Origin of the sequence: Pseudomonas sp. RGM 3321 (genome assembly GCF_022836805.1) — a bacterium.
Taxonomy (GTDB): Bacteria; Pseudomonadota; Gammaproteobacteria; order Pseudomonadales; family Pseudomonadaceae; genus Aquipseudomonas.
In genome coordinates, this window is the sequence record NZ_JALHBH010000102.1 from 114,737 (window position 1) to 134,512 (window position 19,776).

The following is a 19,776-nucleotide window of genomic DNA, read 5'->3' on the forward strand; positions in this document are numbered from 1 at the left end:
GGAACACAATGTGGATTATCCCAAAAGTGTGCCAAGCGTAGGCTTGGTCGGCGGCAAGTTTGTAGATGAAAACCCGGCAACCGGCACACCCGGCTCGCTGATCCCTGCGGCATGGGGGAATTCGGTGACGCAGGAGATTTTGAATGCGATGGCTGCGGGTGGTGAGCAGCCTGACGAAACCAGAACCGATCAACTGGCAACGGCAATTACCCAGATTGGTTCGCAGGTCAGGCAGGCCTACAAAGGTGCCGGGTTTGGCTACACCGCTTCTGAAACTCTGCTACCCGGAGCGGCGGGGCATTGGCACAGAATCAATGCCGGTGGTATCACGCTGACCTTGCCCCCCAAGGCGAACGTAGTGGTGGGTAAGTCGATAACCTTTCATAACGCATCGCCAGCAGCGGCAACTATCAAGGCCAATGGTGCTGAGGTCATCTCTCTATTCGGTGCCGGCAGCAATACCTTGAAGCTCAATGCGGCGGAGTGGGTAGAGCTTGTTTTTAACACTGACGCGATCTACATCACCAAGCGCGGCAAAATTACAGAGGTAAAGGAAGTCGACTCTCAGAAAGTGTTCTCTTTCAATGTCGATACAGTTTTTACAAGCGACCACATGGAGTTGCTGCTACTGGATGCTACTGGCGGCAATCGTGCGTTCACACTGCCCTCCTCAAATACGGCACTAGGCGTAAAGGACGTCATTGTTCGCAGAATAGACAACAGTGGCAACCGGCTGACCGTGAATGCAATTGCTGGGGAAAAAATAAGGTTTCACACCCATCTGAATGCTGCTGGTTATTCCTTTCTGGTTCTGATGGGAGCTGGCGACTGGTGGCATCTGCGCAGCGATGGTGCCGGGAGTTGGTGGCCGGTAGGACGCTACGACAACACCCCGCTGGGGCGGCCCGTATTTGAAACAACGACATTGTTCAGCCCAGGAGGATACGGAGCGTTGAACGGCGCGCTGCTTAACCGCGCCGAGTGGCCGTGGCTCTGGGACCATGCGCAGAAATCCGGGATGGTTTACACCGAAGCAGCTCGTACCGGCAAGGAAGGTGGATGGACCAGTGGCGACGGAACGCTGACCTTTCGCGGGCCTGAGGGACGAGGGGAGTTTCTAAGGGTGCTTGATGAGTCTCGTGGCGTCGATGCGTCGCGTGTAGGGGGCTCTTGGCAGGACGGTACATGGCTGAGGACAACGTCACAAGAGTGGAGCGGGTCTGACATAGAGGCCGGTACCTACTTACTAGGCAACGGTCATGCTCAGTCTGACGGGCGTCTCAATTCCACGGGCCCTGCCGGTTTGTTGCCACCCGGGGCGTTGGTTCCTGCTGGGGGTTCTGCGTATCTCCCCGAAACGACAGATAACGGGGTGACGGGAACTGTACTGAGGGATCAGCAGCCGATGAACAACTGGATTCGTTTCCGTAGTCGCAACATGGCCTATCCCGGCCGCATCAAACTGATCTGAGGACGTTATGCCTACTTACTTGATAGATGATTCAAATGCCTTGATTGGCCCTGTTGAACTCCCGGTTGTCCCGGGACTGGGCGAGCAGGTACCTGGCAATGCGATCAGCTTTGCAGATTTTCTAAGCGAACCTGACAAGGGCTTTACTTGGGCAATTATTGACGGTGAGCCACGACAGGTTGTGGATCACCGTGGCCCTATGTATCGAATAGAAGACGGCTCAGAAAAAGACTGGACCAGCCTGAGTGCGCCGCCGGAAAGTCTTACCAGCAAGAAGTGGCCTGGCAAGTACTACGTTTGGCGTGAAGTAGATTGGGTTCTGGATGAAGAGGCGCAACGACAGGCACTGGCCGCCAACGCTTTGATTACGCGCGATCAGCGTTTGCAGGAGGCAACAACACGTATCGCTCCTTTGCAGTATGCCGAGGATCTGGGCGTGGCCACTGAAGCAGAACAGACAAGTTTGCTTGAATGGAAACGCTACAGCGTGAAACTGAACCGGATCGAGCAAAGCGCGGATTACCCTCTACAGATCGAATGGCCGTCACTGCCGTCGGATGCACTTGCTCAATAGTCCTGGCCGCGAAAGCGGTTTTTTGTAGTGCTTATCTTGTTGATGCTGCACACGCCATCAATTCTGAACGTGAAGCCGTCAGGGATAGCGTGGTCGCTAATTCAGGCTCTGATTGTTAACGCAAAAAACAGCAGCAGCGGTACTGCATGCAACTTCGTAACTTCAGGAGGAAAAGCCAGGCGTTCACATACAGCGTTTTCTAGTAACGAACACACACGCTTTCTTAATACACCCCATAAAGGTATTCACATGAACATAGTCCCTGTTTCTCGTAACCCTCAATGGGCCGATCAAGCCCACACCTCCATGACACTCTGGGTGATCTTTAGCGAACCCGGCTATATGGATCGTCAGGACGCTATATCGGTCTCTGCCAATCATCCGGATCCGCAATACGTAGCATTTTTCAACCGGGCAATCGCCGGTGAGTTTGGTGAGATTCTTGAGCCAAGCGAGCTGATGGTTCTGATGAACGTCAACTCGGAGCGCAGCGTTTACCTAGGCAGCGCGACCAAAAAAATCAACGAGCTGGATTTTCAACTGACCATCGTGCAAAACGCCATCGCATCGGGGTCGGCCACGGACGCTCAGATCAAATCCCGGCCTGCGCTACAAGCCGAGCTTGATGCTTATTCGCTGTACCGAGCCCAGCTCTCCAATCTCGAACAGCTTACGGGCTTTCCTATTTCCTTCGTATGGCCCGTTCCGCCAGCAACGCCATTTTTTTACGTGGAGCCACCGGTTGTGCCGGCACCTCCTACAGGCGTGAGTGAAGACGAGCTGCCGTGGTTAATGAACAGCATTCGCAACCCTCGTTGGGTCGATCAAGCGCATACAGCTATCGTGCTTTTGGTCGTCTTTGAAAAGACCAAAGATACCAAGGGTGAGGAGGCCGTGACTGTTGCGGCCAACTCCCTGAAACCGCAAGCCAGAGAGCTTTTCAGTCGAGCCTTTAACGGCGAGTTTGGCGTGATTCTCGAGCCAATCACCGAAGTGGACACGGGCGACGCTAGAAATCAGCGCAACGGATACTCGGCCATGGCCACTGCGAAAATCGATTCGTTGATCAGCAGGCTTGGCACCGTGCAAAGTGCCATTGAAGCCCAACTTAAAACCATGCCTGCGCTACAAGCCGAGCTCAACGCGTATTGGCTCTATCGGGTGCAACTCGCCCAGCTCGATGCGCAGCCAGGCTTTCCGGAATCGTTCGTCTGGCCCTTGCCGCCTGCGTCGCCATTCGTATACGTAAAGCCGATTGAACAGCCAACACCGGTCACAGGTGTGAGTGCAGACGAACTGCCTAAGTAATAACGCCCCGCACCAACGGGGCGTTGTTTTATCCGCAGTGGGCTGCAACAGAAAGCGCCGTCTACGTGGGATATAAGCAAGCTATTTAGGAGGGCCAATGCCTATAAATGAAAAGCAACTACTGCAAATCCTCCCCAACGCCGGCCCCCAAGCCGGCGTTTTTGTTCCTGCGCTCAACATCGCCATGGCCCGCTACACCATCAACACTCACCTGCGTATCGCCGCGTTCATCGCCCAGATCGGGCATGAATCGGGGCAGCTTCGTTATGTGCGCGAGCTGGGTAGCGACAGCTATCTGGCCAAGTACGACACGGGCCAGTTGGCGCTGCGTCTGGGCAATACGCCAGAGGCAGATGGCGACGGTCAGCTTTATCGGGGCCGTGGGCTGATTCAGGTGACGGGGCGGACCAACTACCAGGCGTGCGGGGAGGCGCTCGGGCTGGACTTGCTTGCCCAGCCGCAACTGCTCGAACAACCCGACCACGCGGCTATGTCGGCGGCATGGTTCTGGGACCGGGCCAACCTCAATGCGCTGGCAGACAAGGGTGATTTTCTGATGATCACCCGCCGCATCAACGGCGGTACCAACGGTCTGGCGGATCGGCAGGCGCTTTACCAGCGGGCATTGGAGGTGCTGCCGTGAAAGTGCTGGATATGCGATTCCTGATCCTCGCATTCGTACTGGGGGCAGGGCTGGGTACATGGGCCGCCTGGAAATGGCAGGCGGCCCGCTATGGCCTGCAACTGTCCGCGCAACAGCTGACGTGGCAGCAAGAGCGCGAACAGGCGGCGCTGGCGCTCGTCGACTGGCAGAACGCTGAGCAAGCGCGAAGGCGGGAGCTGGAACTCCGTCTGCAAGATAACGATACAACCATTCATAAGGAATTGAGCGATGCACAGACTTCTCAGGCTCGCTTGCGTGATCGTCTGGCTACCGCTGATCTGCGGCTGTCAGTCCTCCTTGCCAGCCCCACCGCTGGCGATGGAATGCCAACCGCCTCCGGTTCCGGCGGCGTGGTTCATGGAGGCCCACGAGGCGAACTTGACCCAGCAGCTGCTGGACGAATTGTCGCCATCACCGACTACGGCGATCAGGGATTGATCGCTTTGAAGGCCTGCCAGGCCTATGTGCGCGAGATTGCGCACTGATGTTCCCTCTGGCACCCCACCTTTGGCCATCGTGCCCCTGCCTGAAACCCGCCTCCGTAAGGAGGTGCGGCCCTCTTTTCAGCCTTTGCAGGCTTTTCAATCGGTCTTGCCCGGTACATTCATATTGCACCGGTCGGTTCGGTACGCTAATGTCCAGAAACGTACCGATGAGACCCCTTCCGTGACGACTGTCAGCAAACTCTTGATGCGCGTTATCAAGGCCCACGCCCGTTGGCGTTGGCGCGCCTGACTATTTCCTTGCCGGCCCTGCCGGACCCGTACCTGTACGCCTTCGATTTGTGATGCCTTTGCCTCTGTCACCCCCAGCGTTGTGGCTGAAGAGGGGACGCATGGGCGAAGTGGAATCCGGAAGGCCTGAATCAAGTCAGTAAATCAAAAGGTTGATAGCAAAATGTTGCTGATGATCGATAACTACGATTCGTTTACCTACAACGTCGTGCAGTACCTCAGTGAGCTGGGGGCCGATGTCAAAGTCATTCGTAACGACGAACTGACCATTGAGCAGATCGAAGCCCTGAACCCGGAGCACATCGTCGTTTCGCCTGGCCCGTGCACGCCCAATGAAGCCGGCGTCTCGCTGGATGTGATCAAGCACTTCGCGGGCAAACTGCCGATTCTGGGTGTGTGCCTCGGACATCAGTCCATCGGGCAGGCCTTTGGTGGCGACGTGGTGCGTGCGCGTCAGGTGATGCACGGCAAGACCAGCCCGGTGGTGCATCAGGACGGCGGCGTGTTCGAAGGCCTTAATCATCCACTGGTGGTAACCCGCTACCACTCGCTGGTGGTAAAAAGCGATACCTTGCCCGAGTGCCTGGAAGTGACCGCCTGGACTGCGCTGGAAGACGGCTCGGTTGACGAGATAATGGGCCTGCGTCACAAAACGTTGAACGTGGAAGGGGTACAGTTCCACCCCGAGTCGATTCTGACCGAGCAGGGCCACGAGCTGTTCGCCAACTTTCTCAAGCAGAGCGGCGGCCATCGTCAGGGCTAAGGATTTTTTATGACTACCCCCATGAATATCAAAAGCGCGCTGAACCGCGTGGTCAACCAGCTGGACCTGACCACTGACGAGATGCGCGACGTCATGCGCGAGATCATGACCGGCCAATGCACCGAAGCGCAGATCGGTGCGTTTCTGATGGGCATGCGCATGAAGAGTGAAACCATCGATGAAATCGTCGGTGCTGTTTCGGTCATGCGCGAGCTGGCCAGCAGTGTCGAGCTGAAAACGCTGGATGGCGTTGTAGACATCGTTGGCACTGGCGGTGACGGCGCAAATATTTTCAACGTGTCCACGGCGTCGGCTTTTGTCATAGCTGCTGCTGGCTGCACGGTGGCCAAACACGGCAACCGCGCAGTGTCGGGCAAGAGCGGCAGCGCCGACCTGCTGGAAGCCGCCGGGGTTTATCTGAACCTCACGCCTGTGCAGGTGGCGCGCTGCATCGACAGCGTCGGCATCGGTTTCATGTTCGCCCAGTCTCATCACTCTGCCATGAAGCATGCAGCCGGGCCGCGCCGTGAGCTGGGGCTGCGCACACTGTTCAACATGCTTGGCCCGCTGACCAATCCGGCTGGTGTTCGCCACCAGATCGTCGGCGTGTTCAATCAGGCGTTGTGCCGGCCGCTGGCCGAAGTGCTGCTGCGGTTGGGCAGCAAGCACGTGCTGGTAGTGCACTCGCAGGACGGCCTGGACGAGTTCAGTCTGGCCGCGCCGACCTTCGTTGCCGAGCTGAAAAATGGCGAAGTGACTGAATACTGGGTACAGCCCGAAGACCTCGGCATCAAAAGCCAGAGCTTGTATGGCCTGGCCGTGGAAAGTCCGGCAGTTTCGCTGGAACTGATTCGCGATGCGCTGGGGCGACGCAAGACCGAGAACGGTCAGAAAGCCGCGGAAATGATCGTGCTCAATGCCGGTGCTGCGCTCTATGCTGCCGATCATGCGACCAGCCTGAAAGAGGGTGTGGCCTTGGCACACGATGCCCTGCACACCGGCCTTGCGCGGGAAAAGCTGGAAGAGTTGGGTGCCTTCACGGCAGTATTCAAACAGGAGAACGAAGCATGAGCGTGCCAACCGTACTGGAAAAGATTCTTGCCCGAAAGGCCGAGGAAATCGCGGCCCGTCGGGCGGTTGTCAGCCTTGCCGAACTTGAGCAACAGGCCGCCAGGGCCGATGCGCCACGTGGCTTTGCCAACGCGCTGATCACTCAGGCCAAGGCAAAGCAGCCCGCCGTTATCGCCGAAATCAAGAAGGCGTCGCCCAGCAAAGGCGTTATCCGGGAAAACTTCCTGCCTGGCGAGATCGCCAGAAGTTATCAGGCGGGAGGCGCCACCTGTCTTTCAGTGCTCACTGATGTCGATTTCTTTCAGGGTTCCGATGCTTATCTGCGGGAAGCGCGTGCGGCGTGCAATTTGCCGGTGATCCGCAAGGATTTCATGATCGATCCTTATCAGGTGGTCGAAGCGCGTGCCTTGGGCGCTGACTGCATTCTGCTGATCGTGTCGGCACTGGATGACGTGCAAATGGCTGAACTGGCTGCCGTTGCCAAGGGCCTGAAGCTGGATGTACTGGTCGAGGTGCACGACGGCGACGAACTGGAGCGCGCACTCAAAACGCTCGATACACCGCTGGTGGGCATCAACAACCGCAACCTTCATACCTTTGAGGTGAGCCTGGAAACCACGCTGGACTTGCTCCCGCGCATCCCGCGTGATCGCCTGGTCGTTACCGAAAGCGGCATTCTCAATCGTGCGGATGTCGAGCTGATGGAAATCAGCGATGTCTATTCGTTCCTGGTCGGCGAGGCTTTTATGCGCGCCGAACACCCTGGCGCCGAGTTGCAGCGGCTGTTCTTTCCGGAGCGCAAGCTTGCGGCGAGCGGCCCGTCCATCGACTGACTGAACTGAACACCACGCAGAGGTCCGGCATGCAAGACTCGATCATCGACATCTGCGTCGAACAAGGCTTGCAGGCCGAGCAGGACCTTCTGGCGGCTGTGTGTTCCGGCGCTGCCGATTATGGGTTGCTGTTCTGGCGACCCACTGACCGGGCGCTGGTCATGCCGCGGCGCATGAGCCGGTTGCCGGGTTTTGTCGAGGCCAGCGAGACCCTGGCTGACAATGGATGGCCCGTGTTGTTGCGTGAAACCGGTGGTGAGCCGGTGCCACAATCCTCTGCCACCGTGAATATCGCGCTGATCTATGCACAGCCCGCTGCTGATGTTGATCGTGACCGCATAGAAACCGCTTACCTGCGCTTGTGTCAGCCGCTGCTCGACCTGTTGATCGAGTTGGGCGGCCAGGCTTCATTGGGCGAAGTGGCGGGTGCGTTCTGCGACGGCCGTTTCAACGTCAACCTCGATGGTCGCAAGATGGTCGGAACTGCCCAGCGCTGGCGGCAGAGTCTGGGCGGAACGCGTCCTGTGGTGTTGGCCCACGGCGCATTGCTGCTGGATGATGAACGTGTACAGATGGCGGGAGCGGTCAACCGCTTCAACGAGCTTTGTGAGCTTGAGCCACGTATTCGGGCCGAAAGCCACATCGCCTTGCACGAAGTGTTTCCGGATGTCGACGTTCTGCCGCGCCTGGCGCAGGCCTATCGGCAGCTGCTCGCTGAACTCTGACTGGCAGAGATTCAGCGCGTACCGTACACCACCATCGTTTTTCCCTTGACGTTGACCAGGCTCTGTTCTTCCAGGGCCTTGAGCACGCGCCCGACCATTTCTCTTGAACAGCCTACGATGCGCCCGATCTCCTGGCGGGTAATCTTGATCTGCATCCCGTCCGGGTGGGTCATTGCATCTGGCTGCTTGCACAGCTCAAGCAACGTTCGAGCTACCCGCCCGGTGACATCGAGAAACGCCAGATCACCTACCTTGCGTGTAGTGTTGCGCAAGCGCTCGGCCATCTGACTGCCCAACGCGTAAAGAATTTCCGGTTCCTGGCGGGTCAGCTCGCGGAAGGCACCGTATGAAATCTCGGCCACTTCGCATTCGGTCTTGGCCCGCACCCATGCGCTGCGCACGGATTCGCGCCCCGGCTGCTCGAACAGACCCAGTTCACCAAAGAAATCCCCGCTATTGAGATAGGCGACGATCATCTCGCGTCTTTCGTCATCTTCGATCAAAACCGTGACTGAGCCCTTCAGGATCAGAAACAGCGACTCAGAGCGATCACCCGCATTGATGATGTTGCGTTTGGCGGGGCAGCGGCGGCGTTCTGCATGGGGCAGCAGCTTGTCGAGACTGTTTGCTTTGGGCGTAAATGTTATTGCGACCATGCGTGACTTCCGAAAATAAGATGTATGGCCAAATGGCATACCTGTAGGTATCGGCTGCGCCTGCATTCTCAGCAGCTTTTCCAGACGTGTAGGAAGCTATTTGCGAATATTCCTACGCGTTTCCTACAAAAAGCATTGTTTCAATGCGTCCAGGCAGGGTTTGGCGCTGTGCTAAGCTGGCGACCCCTTTTTTACAGTGGAGTCCTGGCGATGAAGGCACGCATTCAATGGGCTGGCGAAGCCATGTTCCTCGGCGAATCCGGCAGCGGGCATGTTGTAGTGATGGACGGCCCGCCTGAAAGCGGTGGCCGCAACCTGGGTGTACGCCCGATGGAAATGGTGTTGATCGGCCTGGGCGGCTGCAGCAACTTTGACGTGGTGAGCATCCTGAAGAAGTCGCGCCAGCCAGTGGAAAGCTGCGAGGCATTTCTTGAAGCCGAGCGCGCGGATGAAGATCCGAAAGTGTTCACCAAAATTCACCTGCACTTCGTCGTCAAGGGTCGCGGTCTGAAAGAAGCTCAGGTCAAACGGGCTATCGAGCTGTCGGCGGAGAAGTATTGCTCTGCCTCTATAATGCTCGGAAACGCGGGTGTGAAGATCACTCACGATTATGAAATTGTCGAGTTGACCTGAGCGCCAGACATCCAACGATCATAAAAACGGCGCACACTCTGGCAGACGGCTTCGGACGTCTGCATAATGCGCCACTTTTTCAGGGTGCAGCATGTACTGGTTTTCTGCTGCAGGCCCGAACAGACAACCAAAATCGCCAACGCGAAGAGGTGTTAACCGTCCTACGCAGATGAGCCGGACTCAACTGACGGGCATGCTTGATCACGCGGCTGGCGCCGCACCCATATAGAGAGTTTTTAACGGTGAAAAGCAAACTCAAGCTCCACGGGTTCAATAACCTGACAAAGACCTTGAGCTTCAACATTTATGACATCTGCTATGCGGAAACCCCGCAGGACCAGCAGGCGTATGTCGAATACATCAACAGTGTGTACGACGCAGAACGCCTGACGCGGATTCTGACTGATGTTGTCGATATCATTGGTGCCAACATCCTGAACATTGCGCGTCAGGATTACGATCCACAAGGTGCCAGTGTGACCATTCTGATCTCCGAGCAGCCGGTGACGCCTACCGAAAGCCAGATCGAAGAGTCGCCAGGTCCACTGCCGGAAACCATCCTGGCGCACCTGGACAAGAGCCACATCACGGTTCATACCTACCCGGAAATTCACCCGGTAGATGGCATCGCCACGTTCCGCGTGGATATCGATGTGTCGACCTGTGGCGTTATTTCACCGCTCAAGGCGTTGAATTACCTGATTCACAAGTTCGAGTCGGATATCGTGACCGTCGATTATCGCGTGCGTGGCTTTACCCGTGACGTGGAAGGCAAGAAGCACTTCATCGATCATGAAATCAATTCGATCCAGAATTACCTGTCCGAAGACACGCGCAACGGTTACCAGATGACCGACGTGAACGTGTATCAGGAAAACCTGTTCCACACCAAGATGCTGCTCAAGCAGTTCGAACTGGATAACTACCTTTTCGGCGACGCGACCAGCAACTTGTCTGCCGAGCAGCGCGAGCAAGTGACCGCCAAGGTCAAACACGAAATGCTGGAAATCTTCTACGGCCGTAACGTAGCGGTATAAGCCTGTACTTCGGGTAATTAAAAGGCGCCTGTTGCAGGCGCCTTTTTTATTCGTTCTTATCCGTCCGGATGCGTCGTCAGATGCGATAAGTAGACTTGGTCATGACCTTGGCCAGTACGCTCATGCCGAACTTGACCGGTGCCGGGAAACGAAAGCCGCCTGCTTCCAGCGCTGACTCGGCATGGTGTTCTTCATCACTGAGCATCTGTTCCAGAATGGCCCGCGACTTTCCGTCCTCGGTAGGCAATTGCTCAAGGTGTTCACTCAGGTGCTTGCAGACCTGATCCTCTGTCGCCGCGACGAAACCCAGGCTGACCCGGTCGCTGATAACGCCGGCTACCGCGCCGATCCCGAAGGACAGGCCGTAGAACAGCGGGTTCAGCACGCTGGTATGGCTGCCAAGCTGATGAATGCGCTGTTCACACCACACCAGGTGATCGATTTCCTCTTCAGCCGCATGCTCCATGGCCTTGCGCACCTTGGGCAGCTTCGCTGTCAGCGCCTGTCCCTGGTACAGCGCCTGAGCGCAGACTTCACCGGTATGGTTGATGCGCATCAGGCCTGCAACGTGGCGAGTGTCGACGTCGCTCATCTTGTGATCGGGCTGGACGACCGCAGGGGAGGGGCGCTGCGGATGTGCGCTCAACGGAAGCAATGTGCGCATTGCGCTATCGGCTTGCAGTAGCAGACGGTCTAGGGGGGAATAGTGACGTTCGGTAGCCATGGGCACCTCCGGAAGATCATGCGGGCAGTTTACCCGAATCGGCCGCAGGCAGCAGGGCTTGTGTCGACCGGCCAGCGAACATAAGGGCCGCTGACCGGCTGCAAAGCCCGAAAATGCTGGATCAGCCCGGCGGCCAGTTCATCTGACGCTGACCGAGTACATGCATGTGAATGTGATAAACGGTCTGTCCGCCCAGATCATTGCAGTTCATGACCACGCGGAAGCCTTCTTCACAACCCAGTTCAAGGGCCAGACGCTGCGCCGTGAACAGGATATGCCCCGCCAGCCCTTTGTCTTCTTCGGTCAGATCGTTCAGGGTCCGAATGGGCTTTTTCGGGATAACCAGAAAATGCACGGGTGCCTGTGGGGCGATGTCGTGAAAAGCCAGTACCTGGTCATCTTCGTAGATGATCTTCGCCGGAATTTCCCGATTGATGATCTTGGTAAACAAAGTTTCCACAGCCGTTTGCTCCTTGTCGGTTGATGGTCGTCGCAGGGTATCGCTGTGCAGCAGTGCGCCTGAGTGTACTGAGCGAGACGCCGCTCGCCCAGTCGTTTGTCTGTCAGCGTGGGCAGTACTTCCTGTTGATGTAGCCGCTGATCTGGCGAGCCAGCCAGCGCGAGACCAGGCGCGGACTGAACGTCCATAGGCGGGTGCTGAAGCCGGGGATGATCACTGCACGGTCCTTTGCCAGTGCGCGAACGGTATACAGGGCGACTTCTTCGGGGCTCATCAGGTTGTCGACATTGACCTGCAATTGCGCGGTGCGGAAAAAAGCCGTTCGGGTCGGGCCAGGGCACAACACCGAGACCTTCACCCCGGCCTTCTTCACTTCCTCGCGCAGCCCCTCGGAAAAATGCAGCACATATGCTTTGCTCGCGTAGTAGGTACTCATCCACGGCCCTGGCTGGAAAGCCGCCACCGAGGCGACATTGAGTATCTGGCCACCACCTTGAATGGCCATGAGGTTGCCGACGGTATGGCACAGGCGCGTCAGTGCGAGGATGTTCAGGTCGATCAGGTCCTGCTCGGCGCTCCAGTCCTGCGCCAGAAAAGGTCCGCACGTGCCGATGCCCGCTGCATTGACCAGCAGATCAATCTGATGCGCGCCGTCTTCCAGTTCCAGCAGGAAGCCCGAGAGTCGCAGCGGTTCGCCCAGGTCGCATGCACGAAACAGCACTTCCACGCCAAAACGCTGAGTCAATTCCAGTGCAATTGTTTCCAGCAGGTCGCGTTGGCGGGCGACCAGAATCAGGCTGCGACCACGGCGTGCCAGCGCTTCGGCCATCGCCAGGCCTATGCCGCTGGACGCGCCGGTGATCAGGGCGTAACGGGTCATGCATTTCTCCATTGAGCATATTGCGCCCGGCAGTCTGCCGAACCGTGAGCAGTTTATTACGTGTCACAGTGTTTCTTTGAGCTCTTTGTTGACATCCACCGGCACGATCAAGGCACTGTCCTGGTCTTGTTCATCGTCGTACGGGAGGGATTGCTCGTACTCGTCGGTCTGCAGTTCCAGCTCGTCGCGCAGCATGCCTGCGCCTCCGGCAGTGAGGCCGATCAGAATAATCGGTAGCAGCAACAACCACAGAACGGCCAGCGCCTTTACGCCTTTCGAGTTCGGCGGTGGCGGTGGGCCGAACTGATTGGGGCCTTTTGTCCCCGGCAGCAGGACCATGAGGAACGGGAAGACGCTGCCTATGAAGGGCACCATCGTCAGCAGTAAAAGCCAGCCCGACCAGCCCAGGTCGTGCAGCCGTTGTATACCGATCTGTGCACCGATGACTGCAAACACCACGAGCACCACTGCGCTCAGCAACCCGCCAGCGACCAATGACTCGTTCATCGTCAGCAGGCACACGGCAACCAGCGCCAGTGCCGCTGCGCTCAATACCAGGCTCCAGGCCAGATAGCGCAAACGCCCGATGCGCCCGTTTATGCTCAGGACTTTTAGAGTCGAATGCTCCGGCTGCTCACCGCCTGCCTGTGCTTTGGGCGGCGCGTAGGGCGATATTTCCAGATGCGCGGGGTTTTGTGGCGGCGGGCTGGCTATTTCATCGAGGCTCAGGCTGATGTCGCTGTCCGGTTCGATGCGTGCTTCGACGCCTGCGTCGTTAAGTGCCTTCAGGTAGCGCTCTGCATCCGTGTGGGTCAGCCCGCGCTTGAGGGCAACGGGTTGGCCGTTGAACAACTTCTGCACTGCGCGAGCTTCGCTTTTGAACAACCCCGCAAGGTTGGCCTTCGCGGTATCAAGCTCGACGCCTTCACGCACCTGTCCTTCAAATACAATCTTGAAGAGGGAATTGGCCATACAGGGCTTCCTTGTCTTGTGGTTGGGGACAGTACCGGGCGCTTGCGTTACTCATTGCGTAAAGCCGAGCGCGCTGCTGTGTTACTGAAGAGGCCAAATGCTTTCCGGTCAGAAGGGTTTGACGATGACCAGAATGACGATAGCGATCAGGATCAGCACAGGAATCTCGTTGAACCAGCGATAGAACACATGGCTGCGGCCATTTTCTCCGCGGGCAAAGCGTTTGACCTGTGCGCCACAGACATGGTGATAGCCGATCAGCAGGAACACCAGTGTCAGCTTCGCGTGCATCCAGCCCTGACTGAAATAGCCGCTGGCATCGAAGCTGATCAGCCAGCCGCCGAAGACCAGCGTTGCGATCATCGCCGGTGTCATGATGCCGCGGTAGAGTTTGCGCTCCATCACCATGAAGCGCTCACGGCTGACCGTGTCCTCACTCATCGAGTGATAGACGAACAGTCTTGGCAGATAGAACAGGGCTGCAAACCAGCAGACCATTGAAATGACATGCAGCGCTTTGATCCATAGATAGAGCATTTTTGATTATTCCCAGGTTCACGGTGGCCGAATAGTAGTGTCTTGTGCGTCCGTACGTCACGTTGTCGGTTGTCGCAGAGGCGATAGGCTCCTATTATCGACCGCTTTCCAGTTGTTTCGTTGAGGGCAGGTTATGGTCAAGGTCGGTATCGTCGGCGGCACGGGTTACACCGGGGTCGAGCTGCTGCGTCTGTTGGCACAGCATCCGCAGGCAGAAGTAGTGGTCATTACCTCGCGCTCGGAGGCCGGCATGCCAGTCGCCGATATGTACCCGAACCTGCGAGGTCACTACGACGGCCTGGCTTTCAGCGTACCTGACGTGAAAACCCTGGGTGCCTGTGATGTGGTGTTCTTCGCCACGCCTCATGGTGTCGCTCATGCGCTGGCCGGTGAACTGCTTGCGGCAGGCACCAAGGTGATCGACCTGTCTGCCGACTTCCGTTTGCAGGACCCGGTCGAGTGGGCCAAGTGGTACGGCCAGCCGCACGGTGCTCCGCAGCTGCTGCAGGATGCGGTTTACGGGTTGCCGGAAGTCAATCGCGAGCAGATCAAGAATGCGCGGCTCATCGCCGTGCCGGGTTGCTATCCGACTGCTACCCAATTGGGTTTTCTGCCGTTGCTTGAGGCGGGGATTGCCGATAACACTCGCCTTATTGCCGACTGCAAATCTGGCGTGAGCGGTGCCGGGCGTGGTCTGAGCATTGGTTCTCTGTATTCGGAAGCCAATGAAAGCTTCAAGGCCTATGCCGTAAAAGGCCATCGTCATCTGCCTGAAATCACCCAAGGCCTGCGTCGCGCTGCGGGCGGTGATATCGGCCTGACGTTTGTTCCGCATCTGGTGCCGATGATTCGTGGTATTCACTCCACGCTCTATGCGACGGTCACTGATCGTTCGGTGGACCTGCAAGCGCTGTTCGAGAAGCGCTACGCCGACGAGCCTTTTGTGGACGTGATGCCCGCAGGCAGCCATCCCGAGACCCGCAGCGTGCGCGGAGCCAACGTTTGCCGCATCGCGGTGCACCGTCCGCAGGGCGGCGATCTGGTTGTCGTGCTGTCGGTTATCGACAATCTGGTTAAAGGTGCGTCAGGTCAGGCGGTGCAGAACATGAACATCCTGTTCGGTCTTGATGAGCGCGCCGGTTTGTCTCACGCGGGCATGATGCCGTAAGCATTGCCTTCGCCCAGCAAATAGTTGACCGATTTTCTAGGAGAAGCGGATAATGCCGTCATTACGCATTACGACGGCTAACGCCGGGAGATATCTGACATGAGTGTCGAATCCTTCACGCCTACCGCTTTGGAGTTCACTCCGAATGCAGCGCACAAGGTGAAAACCCTGGTCGACGAAGAGGGCAATGATCGTCTGAAACTGCGTGTATTCGTTACAGGTGGCGGCTGCTCAGGTTTTCAGTATGGCTTTACGTTTGATGAAGACGTGGCCGACGATGACACTATCGTCGAGCGCGAGGGCGTAAGTCTGGTTGTCGATCCGATGAGCTTCCAGTACCTGGCTGGCGCAGAAGTCGATTATCAGGAAGGGCTTGAGGGCTCGCGATTCGTGATCAAAAACCCGAATGCTTCCACGACCTGTGGCTGTGGCTCCTCGTTCTCGATCTGATCGAAGCGTGCTGTAAACAAAAACGCCGCTCATTGAGCGGCGTTTTGCATTGCGGCATGGCGTCAGGCGGGATAGATCGCGCCCAGAACACGTCTGCCTTTGGCGCCGGTCACCGTTGGGCGGTTGGCCGGTACGCCTTCTAGGCAGCAATGAGCCAGCCAGGCAAACGCCATCGCCTCAACCCAGTCGGGGTCCACGCCGAACTTCTCGGTACTGCTGACCTCGGTAGTGGGCAATAGCTCTGCAAGGCGTTTCATCAGCGCCTTGTTATGTGCTCCGCCGCCACAGACCAGAAGCTCCTTGGTGATCGCTTGTGCCGATTGCAGCGACTCTGTGATGGTCAGTGCAGTCAGTTCCAGCAGCGTGGCTTGCACGTCTTCAGCAGTCAACGTTGGCAGCTGGAACAGATGATGGTGCACCCAACCCAGGTTGAACACTTCCCGACCGGTGCTTTTTGGGCCTTTGGTCAGGAAGAACTGATCGCTGAGCAGTTTCTTGAGAAGCGCGGGATCGACCTTGCCGCTCGCCGCCCATGCCCCGTCCTTGTCGTAGCTTTCATGGCGCTGGGATTGTATCCAGGCATCCAGCAGCACGTTGCCTGGCCCACAATCGAAGCCTTCGACCGGACGATCGGATTCGATCAGGCTCAAATTGCTGAAGCCGCCGATGTTCAATACGGCGCGGTGATCTTTGTTATCGTCGAACAGTGCTTCGTGGAAGGCGGGCACGAGCGGCGCGCCCTGTCCACCTGCGGCGATGTCGCGACGGCGAAAATCGCTTACTACGGTGATTTCGGTCAGCTCTGCCAGCAGCGCAGGGTTGCCGATCTGAATGCTGTAGCCGCGCGCGGGTTCGTGACGAATAGTCTGGCCGTGGCTGCCAATGGCGCGAATCTGAGCGGGCACCATGTTTTGAGCTTTCAGCAAGCTCTGCACGCCCTGTGCGACCAGCCTGCACCACTTCTGCTCGGCGATTGCTGCGCGTGCAAGCTCATCGACACCACTGGAGCAAAGCCCCAGCAGTTCGGCATGCAGATCTTCCGGCATCGGGATGTAGTGAGTAGCCAGAAGCCTTGATCGGTCATCCTGCTTCAAAAGGGCGATATCAATCCCATCGAGACTGCTGCCGGACATCACACCTATATAGAAGAAGTCCATGGATTACCTTTTATTCGAGGCCAGCGTGGTGGCCTTTTCCTGATCCATGCGCGCCATTAACGGCTGGCTTTGCTGCATGAACCGCTGTTTTTCGGATTTGGCGATCGGATCCGCCATCGGAAGCTTCTGGCCCAGCGGGTCTACGTGAACGCCATTGACCTGAAATTCATAGTGCAAGTGCGGGCCAGTAGACAAGCCGGTAGTTCCAATATAGCCGATTACCTGACCTTGCTTAACGGTTCCGCCGGTTTGTATGCCTTTGGCAAAGCCTTGCATGTGACCGTACAGCGTGCGGTAGGTATCGCCGTGCTGGATGATGACGGTATTGCCATAACCGCCGCGACGGCCAGCGAGCAGAACCTTGCCATCGCCGGTTGCCTTGATTGGCGTACCGCGTGGCGCCGCATAGTCGACGCCCTTGTGCGCGCGGATCTTGTTGAGGATCGGGTGTTTGCGACCCATCGAGAACATGGAGCTGATGCGGGCAAAGTCTACCGGGGTGCGGATGAATGCCTTGCGCATGCTGTTGCCGTCGGCCGTGTAGTAATTGGTATTGCCTTGCTTGTTGGTGTAACGAACGGCGGTGTAGGTCTTGCCACGGTTGGTGAAGCGAGCGGACAGGATATTGCCTGTGCCGACGCTTTTGCCGTTGACCAGTCTCTGTTCATACACCACGTCAAATTCGTCACCCTTGCGGATGTCCTGCGCGAAGTCGATGTCGTAGCCGAAGATGTTGGCCATGTCCATCGTCATGCTATGAGTCATGCCGGCTCGCTGTGCGGACTGCGAAAGTGAGCTGTTGATCACCCCATGAACATACGCATTGCGCACATTGGGCTTGCTGATCTCGCGATTGAAAACGAAGCCGGAAGCCGATTTCGACAGGCTGATGGTTTCAAGTTCGCTGAGTTTGGTATGCAGTTGCTTGAGCTGGCCGTCCGGCGATAGCTCGAACTGCAGGGCTTGCCCGTTCTGCAGCTTGGTGAACTGTTTGGCCTGCTTGTCGCTGGCCAGTACTTCATGAACGGTAGCGGCTGGCAGCCCGACTTTTTCGAACAGAGTCGAAAGCGTATCGCCCTTGCTGACGATCACTTCCCGATGGTTAGGGTCTTTGGCTGGCGCCGGCTTCTCTGCTTCAGACTGTGCTGTGGCGGTGTCTTGGGGCTGGTCATCGGCATCGTCGATCTGGGCAAATGGCGATTCAGTGGTTTCAGGTGTGGCTTGAGCAGCGTCTGGAGCGTCTTGGTCTTGTGCGTCCTGATCCGGCATCTCCAGATCAAGGGAAAGGTTCGTTCTTTTGGCTTCAACTTCGCTGGAAGGAAAAACCAGTAGAGCCAGGCTCAACAATGCGGCAATGCCGCTTGCAGCGAGCAGGTGACTCTTCGGATAAAGCGGGGGCGCTTTAGGCGGTGTGTCTTTCATAGGTAATTTGACTTTGAAAAAGGTGAAATGGAAAAGATGAATGACATGATGAAGATGAAATAACTGTATAAAATATAACCAAAACCTGCTCGAAGCAACCCTTCCCGCGTATCAGTCACTGATTCGCAGGCGAACGCTGGGCAAAACTTGTAATTGGGCTCTGATCTTGTAAGGTTGGTTCCCTTTGAATTGGGGGCTGAAATGAAGTCGGTTGAAGAACAGCTGGCGCTGATCAAGCGCGGTGCAGATGAACTCCTGGTCGAGGCCGAACTGGTCGAGAAGCTGAAGCGTGGCCAGCCACTGCGTATCAAGGCTGGTTTCGACCCGACAGCGCCCGATCTGCACCTTGGACACACCGTGCTTATTAATAAGCTGCGGCAGTTTCAGGACCTGGGGCATCAGATCATCTTCCTGATCGGTGACTTCACCGGCATGATCGGCGACCCGAGCGGCAAAAGCGCCACGCGTCCGCCGCTCACCCGTGAGCAGGTTCTCGACTACGCCGAAACCTACAAGTCCCAGGTTTTCAAGATTCTCGATCCGGCCAAAACCGAGGTGGCGTTCAACTCCACCTGGATGGACAAGCTGAGCCCGGCTGACTTCATTCGCTTGTCTTCGCAGTACACGGTCGCCCGTATGCTTGAGCGTGACGATTTCGACAAGCGCTATAAAAGCAATCAGTCCATCGCCATTCACGAATTCCTTTACCCGCTGGTGCAGGGTTATGACTCCGTGGCCTTGAAGGCTGACGTCGAGCTGGGTGGCACTGATCAGAAATTCAACCTGCTGATGGGGCGCGAGCTTCAGCGTGCGTATGGGCAGGAGCCGCAATGCATCCTGACCATGCCGCTGCTGGAAGGCCTGGATGGCGTGAAGAAGATGTCCAAGTCGCTGGGCAACTACGTCGGCATTCAGGAAGCGCCGGGCATTATGTACAGCAAGCTGGTGTCGATTCCGGATTCGCTGATGTGGCGCTACTTCGAGCTGCTGAGCTTCCGCTCCATGGAAGAGATCAATGGCTTGAAGGCTGATTGCGAGGCGGGTGCCAATCCGCGTGATATCAAAATCAAGCTGGCTGAAGAGCTGGTCGCCCGTTTTCATGGCGAAGAAGCTGCCGCCAATGCGCATCGTTCTGCGGGCAACCGTATGAAGGAGGGCGAGCTGCCAGACGATCTGCCGGAGATATCTGTAGCTGCTACAGAGGATATGCCGATCTCGGCCGTCCTTAATAAGGCGGGGCTGGTAAAGAACGCTGCGGTTGCTCGTGATCTGCTGGCGTCTGGCGGTGTACGTATAGATGGTGAGGTGGTGGATCGCGGCTTTGTATTCAAGCTGGGTGCGACTCACGTCTGCCAGGCTGGCAAGAAGGCTTTCGGGCGCGTTACCCTGGTTTCTGACGAAAGTTCAAAATAACGGTTGACGCCCTCTGTGATCTGTCTATAATTCGCCCCACTTCCGGCGCAGACGGAAACGAAAAAACCTTGTAGATCAATAGTTTGCAAGGGTTTTGAGTGAAGAGTCAGCGAGGAAGCAGGTC

At 57.1% G+C, this 19,776-nt stretch carries 22 protein-coding genes; 14 read left to right on the forward strand and 8 right to left on the reverse strand.

Annotated elements, in window-relative coordinates:
• Positions 1–10: 10 nt before the first annotated feature.
• The 9 genes from RGM3321_RS09480 (at position 11) to RGM3321_RS09520 (ending at position 8,143) form a co-directional block, all read left to right on the forward strand.
• Positions 11–1,471, forward strand: a complete 1,461-nt coding sequence (locus RGM3321_RS09480) for a phage tail protein (RefSeq protein ID WP_244392813.1) — start codon at positions 11–13, stop codon at positions 1,469–1,471.
• A gap of 7 nt (positions 1,472–1,478) precedes the next feature.
• On the forward strand, positions 1,479–2,045 hold the full coding sequence (locus RGM3321_RS09485) for a tail fiber assembly protein (RefSeq protein WP_244392815.1): 567 nt from the start codon (positions 1,479–1,481) through the stop codon (positions 2,043–2,045).
• 42 nt (positions 2,046–2,087) lie between these two features.
• Complete coding sequence (locus RGM3321_RS09490; RefSeq protein ID WP_244392849.1) at positions 2,088–3,353, forward strand: phage tail assembly chaperone; 1,266 nt, start codon at positions 2,088–2,090, stop codon at positions 3,351–3,353.
• Between the two features lie 97 nt (positions 3,354–3,450).
• A complete protein-coding gene (locus RGM3321_RS09495) occupies positions 3,451–3,996 on the forward strand; it encodes a glycoside hydrolase family 19 protein (protein WP_244392816.1) in 546 nt (181 codons plus the stop codon).
• Complete coding sequence (locus RGM3321_RS09500) at positions 3,993–4,502, forward strand: lysis system i-spanin subunit Rz (protein WP_244392818.1); 510 nt, start codon at positions 3,993–3,995, stop codon at positions 4,500–4,502. The genes RGM3321_RS09495 and RGM3321_RS09500 overlap by 4 nt, the downstream gene beginning before the upstream one ends.
• A gap of 412 nt (positions 4,503–4,914) precedes the next feature.
• The gene (locus RGM3321_RS09505) at positions 4,915–5,514 is read left to right on the forward strand and encodes an aminodeoxychorismate/anthranilate synthase component II (protein WP_244392820.1); all 600 of its coding nucleotides are present in this window, start codon (positions 4,915–4,917) and stop codon (positions 5,512–5,514) included.
• 21 nt (positions 5,515–5,535) lie between these two features.
• Positions 5,536–6,585, forward strand: coding sequence for an anthranilate phosphoribosyltransferase (gene trpD, locus RGM3321_RS09510; protein WP_244392851.1), 1,050 nt, complete (start codon positions 5,536–5,538; stop codon positions 6,583–6,585).
• Positions 6,582–7,418, forward strand: coding sequence for an indole-3-glycerol phosphate synthase TrpC (trpC, locus tag RGM3321_RS09515; protein WP_244392822.1), 837 nt, complete (start codon positions 6,582–6,584; stop codon positions 7,416–7,418). Before trpD ends, trpC begins: the two co-directional genes overlap by 4 nt.
• 29 nt (positions 7,419–7,447) lie before the next feature.
• Positions 7,448–8,143: a lipoate--protein ligase family protein gene (locus tag RGM3321_RS09520; RefSeq protein ID WP_244392824.1), complete on the forward strand. Its 696-nt coding sequence runs from the start codon at positions 7,448–7,450 to the stop codon at positions 8,141–8,143.
• An 11-nt stretch (positions 8,144–8,154) separates the two neighbouring features.
• Here the strand turns inward: RGM3321_RS09520 and crp are convergent, their stop codons facing one another.
• Positions 8,155–8,799, reverse strand: a complete 645-nt coding sequence (gene crp, locus RGM3321_RS09525) for a cAMP-activated global transcriptional regulator CRP (RefSeq protein ID WP_244392827.1) — start codon at positions 8,797–8,799, stop codon at positions 8,155–8,157.
• 210 nt (positions 8,800–9,009) lie between these two features.
• Between crp and RGM3321_RS09530 the strand changes: the two genes are divergently transcribed.
• Complete coding sequence (locus RGM3321_RS09530; RefSeq protein WP_244392829.1) at positions 9,010–9,432, forward strand: OsmC family protein; 423 nt, start codon at positions 9,010–9,012, stop codon at positions 9,430–9,432.
• A 242-nt stretch (positions 9,433–9,674) separates the two neighbouring features.
• Positions 9,675–10,469: an adenosylmethionine decarboxylase gene (gene speD / locus RGM3321_RS09535; protein WP_002551946.1), complete on the forward strand. Its 795-nt coding sequence runs from the start codon at positions 9,675–9,677 to the stop codon at positions 10,467–10,469.
• 76 nt (positions 10,470–10,545) lie between these two features.
• On the opposite strand, the gene coq7 is transcribed toward speD, so the two are convergent.
• From coq7 to hemJ, 5 genes are all read right to left on the reverse strand, one after another.
• Positions 10,546–11,193, reverse strand: coding sequence for a 2-polyprenyl-3-methyl-6-methoxy-1,4-benzoquinone monooxygenase (coq7, locus tag RGM3321_RS09540; RefSeq protein WP_244392831.1), 648 nt, complete (start codon positions 11,191–11,193; stop codon positions 10,546–10,548).
• 121 nt (positions 11,194–11,314) lie between these two features.
• Complete coding sequence (locus tag RGM3321_RS09545; protein ID WP_004660762.1) at positions 11,315–11,653, reverse strand: histidine triad nucleotide-binding protein; 339 nt, start codon at positions 11,651–11,653, stop codon at positions 11,315–11,317.
• A 103-nt stretch (positions 11,654–11,756) separates the two neighbouring features.
• Entirely contained in the window at positions 11,757–12,533 is a 777-nt protein-coding gene (locus RGM3321_RS09550) for an SDR family oxidoreductase (RefSeq protein ID WP_002551949.1), read from the reverse strand.
• A 63-nt stretch (positions 12,534–12,596) separates the two neighbouring features.
• Positions 12,597–13,505, reverse strand: a complete 909-nt coding sequence (locus RGM3321_RS09555; RefSeq protein WP_244392833.1) for a DUF805 domain-containing protein — start codon at positions 13,503–13,505, stop codon at positions 12,597–12,599.
• 108 nt (positions 13,506–13,613) lie between these two features.
• A complete protein-coding gene (gene hemJ / locus RGM3321_RS09560; RefSeq protein ID WP_024679821.1) occupies positions 13,614–14,042 on the reverse strand; it encodes a protoporphyrinogen oxidase HemJ in 429 nt (142 codons plus the stop codon).
• Between the two features lie 133 nt (positions 14,043–14,175).
• On the opposite strand from hemJ, the gene argC reads away from it, so the two are divergent.
• Together argC and erpA are read left to right on the forward strand one after the other, a co-directional pair.
• The gene (argC, locus tag RGM3321_RS09565; RefSeq protein ID WP_244392834.1) at positions 14,176–15,210 is read left to right on the forward strand and encodes an N-acetyl-gamma-glutamyl-phosphate reductase; all 1,035 of its coding nucleotides are present in this window, start codon (positions 14,176–14,178) and stop codon (positions 15,208–15,210) included.
• 99 nt (positions 15,211–15,309) lie between these two features.
• Positions 15,310–15,660, forward strand: a complete 351-nt coding sequence (gene erpA / locus RGM3321_RS09570) for an iron-sulfur cluster insertion protein ErpA (protein ID WP_002551953.1) — start codon at positions 15,310–15,312, stop codon at positions 15,658–15,660.
• Positions 15,661–15,722: 62 nt separating this feature from the next.
• Here the strand turns inward: erpA and RGM3321_RS09575 are convergent, their stop codons facing one another.
• Both RGM3321_RS09575 and RGM3321_RS09580 read right to left on the reverse strand, forming a co-directional pair.
• Complete coding sequence (locus tag RGM3321_RS09575; protein WP_244392838.1) at positions 15,723–16,817, reverse strand: anhydro-N-acetylmuramic acid kinase; 1,095 nt, start codon at positions 16,815–16,817, stop codon at positions 15,723–15,725.
• 3 nt (positions 16,818–16,820) lie between these two features.
• A complete protein-coding gene (locus RGM3321_RS09580) occupies positions 16,821–18,239 on the reverse strand; it encodes a peptidoglycan DD-metalloendopeptidase family protein (protein ID WP_244392840.1) in 1,419 nt (472 codons plus the stop codon).
• A gap of 201 nt (positions 18,240–18,440) precedes the next feature.
• Here RGM3321_RS09580 and tyrS point away from each other — a divergent pair, with 201 nt between their 5' ends.
• On the forward strand, positions 18,441–19,652 hold the full coding sequence (tyrS, locus tag RGM3321_RS09585) for a tyrosine--tRNA ligase (RefSeq protein WP_244392842.1): 1,212 nt from the start codon (positions 18,441–18,443) through the stop codon (positions 19,650–19,652).
• Positions 19,653–19,776: the final 124 nt, after the last annotated feature.

Excerpts from the sequence above, each read along its gene's own strand:
- trpD (WP_244392851.1), top strand. The coding sequence starts at position 5,536 with ATGAATATCAAAAGCGCGCTGAACCGCGTGGTCAACCAGCTGGACCTG.
- RGM3321_RS09530 (WP_244392829.1), top strand. The coding sequence starts at position 9,010 with ATGAAGGCACGCATTCAATGGGCTGGCGAAGCCATGTTCCTCGGCGAA.
- RGM3321_RS09490 (WP_244392849.1), top strand. The coding sequence starts at position 2,088 with ATGCTGCACACGCCATCAATTCTGAACGTGAAGCCGTCAGGGATAGCG.
- argC (WP_244392834.1), top strand. The coding sequence starts at position 14,176 with ATGGTCAAGGTCGGTATCGTCGGCGGCACGGGTTACACCGGGGTCGAG.
- RGM3321_RS09580 (WP_244392840.1), bottom strand. The coding sequence starts at position 18,239 with ATGAAAGACACACCGCCTAAAGCGCCCCCGCTTTATCCGAAGAGTCAC.
- RGM3321_RS09575 (WP_244392838.1), bottom strand. The coding sequence starts at position 16,817 with ATGGACTTCTTCTATATAGGTGTGATGTCCGGCAGCAGTCTCGATGGG.
- hemJ (WP_024679821.1), bottom strand. The coding sequence starts at position 14,042 with ATGCTCTATCTATGGATCAAAGCGCTGCATGTCATTTCAATGGTCTGC.
- RGM3321_RS09555 (WP_244392833.1), bottom strand. The coding sequence starts at position 13,505 with ATGGCCAATTCCCTCTTCAAGATTGTATTTGAAGGACAGGTGCGTGAA.
- coq7 (WP_244392831.1), bottom strand. The coding sequence starts at position 11,193 with ATGGCTACCGAACGTCACTATTCCCCCCTAGACCGTCTGCTACTGCAA.
- RGM3321_RS09505 (WP_244392820.1), top strand. The coding sequence starts at position 4,915 with ATGTTGCTGATGATCGATAACTACGATTCGTTTACCTACAACGTCGTG.
- RGM3321_RS09495 (WP_244392816.1), top strand. The coding sequence starts at position 3,451 with ATGCCTATAAATGAAAAGCAACTACTGCAAATCCTCCCCAACGCCGGC.
- RGM3321_RS09520 (WP_244392824.1), top strand. The coding sequence starts at position 7,448 with ATGCAAGACTCGATCATCGACATCTGCGTCGAACAAGGCTTGCAGGCC.
- crp (WP_244392827.1), bottom strand. The coding sequence starts at position 8,799 with ATGGTCGCAATAACATTTACGCCCAAAGCAAACAGTCTCGACAAGCTG.
- erpA (WP_002551953.1), top strand. The coding sequence starts at position 15,310 with ATGAGTGTCGAATCCTTCACGCCTACCGCTTTGGAGTTCACTCCGAAT.
- RGM3321_RS09485 (WP_244392815.1), top strand. The coding sequence starts at position 1,479 with ATGCCTACTTACTTGATAGATGATTCAAATGCCTTGATTGGCCCTGTT.
- tyrS (WP_244392842.1), top strand. The coding sequence starts at position 18,441 with ATGAAGTCGGTTGAAGAACAGCTGGCGCTGATCAAGCGCGGTGCAGAT.
- RGM3321_RS09550 (WP_002551949.1), bottom strand. The coding sequence starts at position 12,533 with ATGACCCGTTACGCCCTGATCACCGGCGCGTCCAGCGGCATAGGCCTG.
- trpC (WP_244392822.1), top strand. The coding sequence starts at position 6,582 with ATGAGCGTGCCAACCGTACTGGAAAAGATTCTTGCCCGAAAGGCCGAG.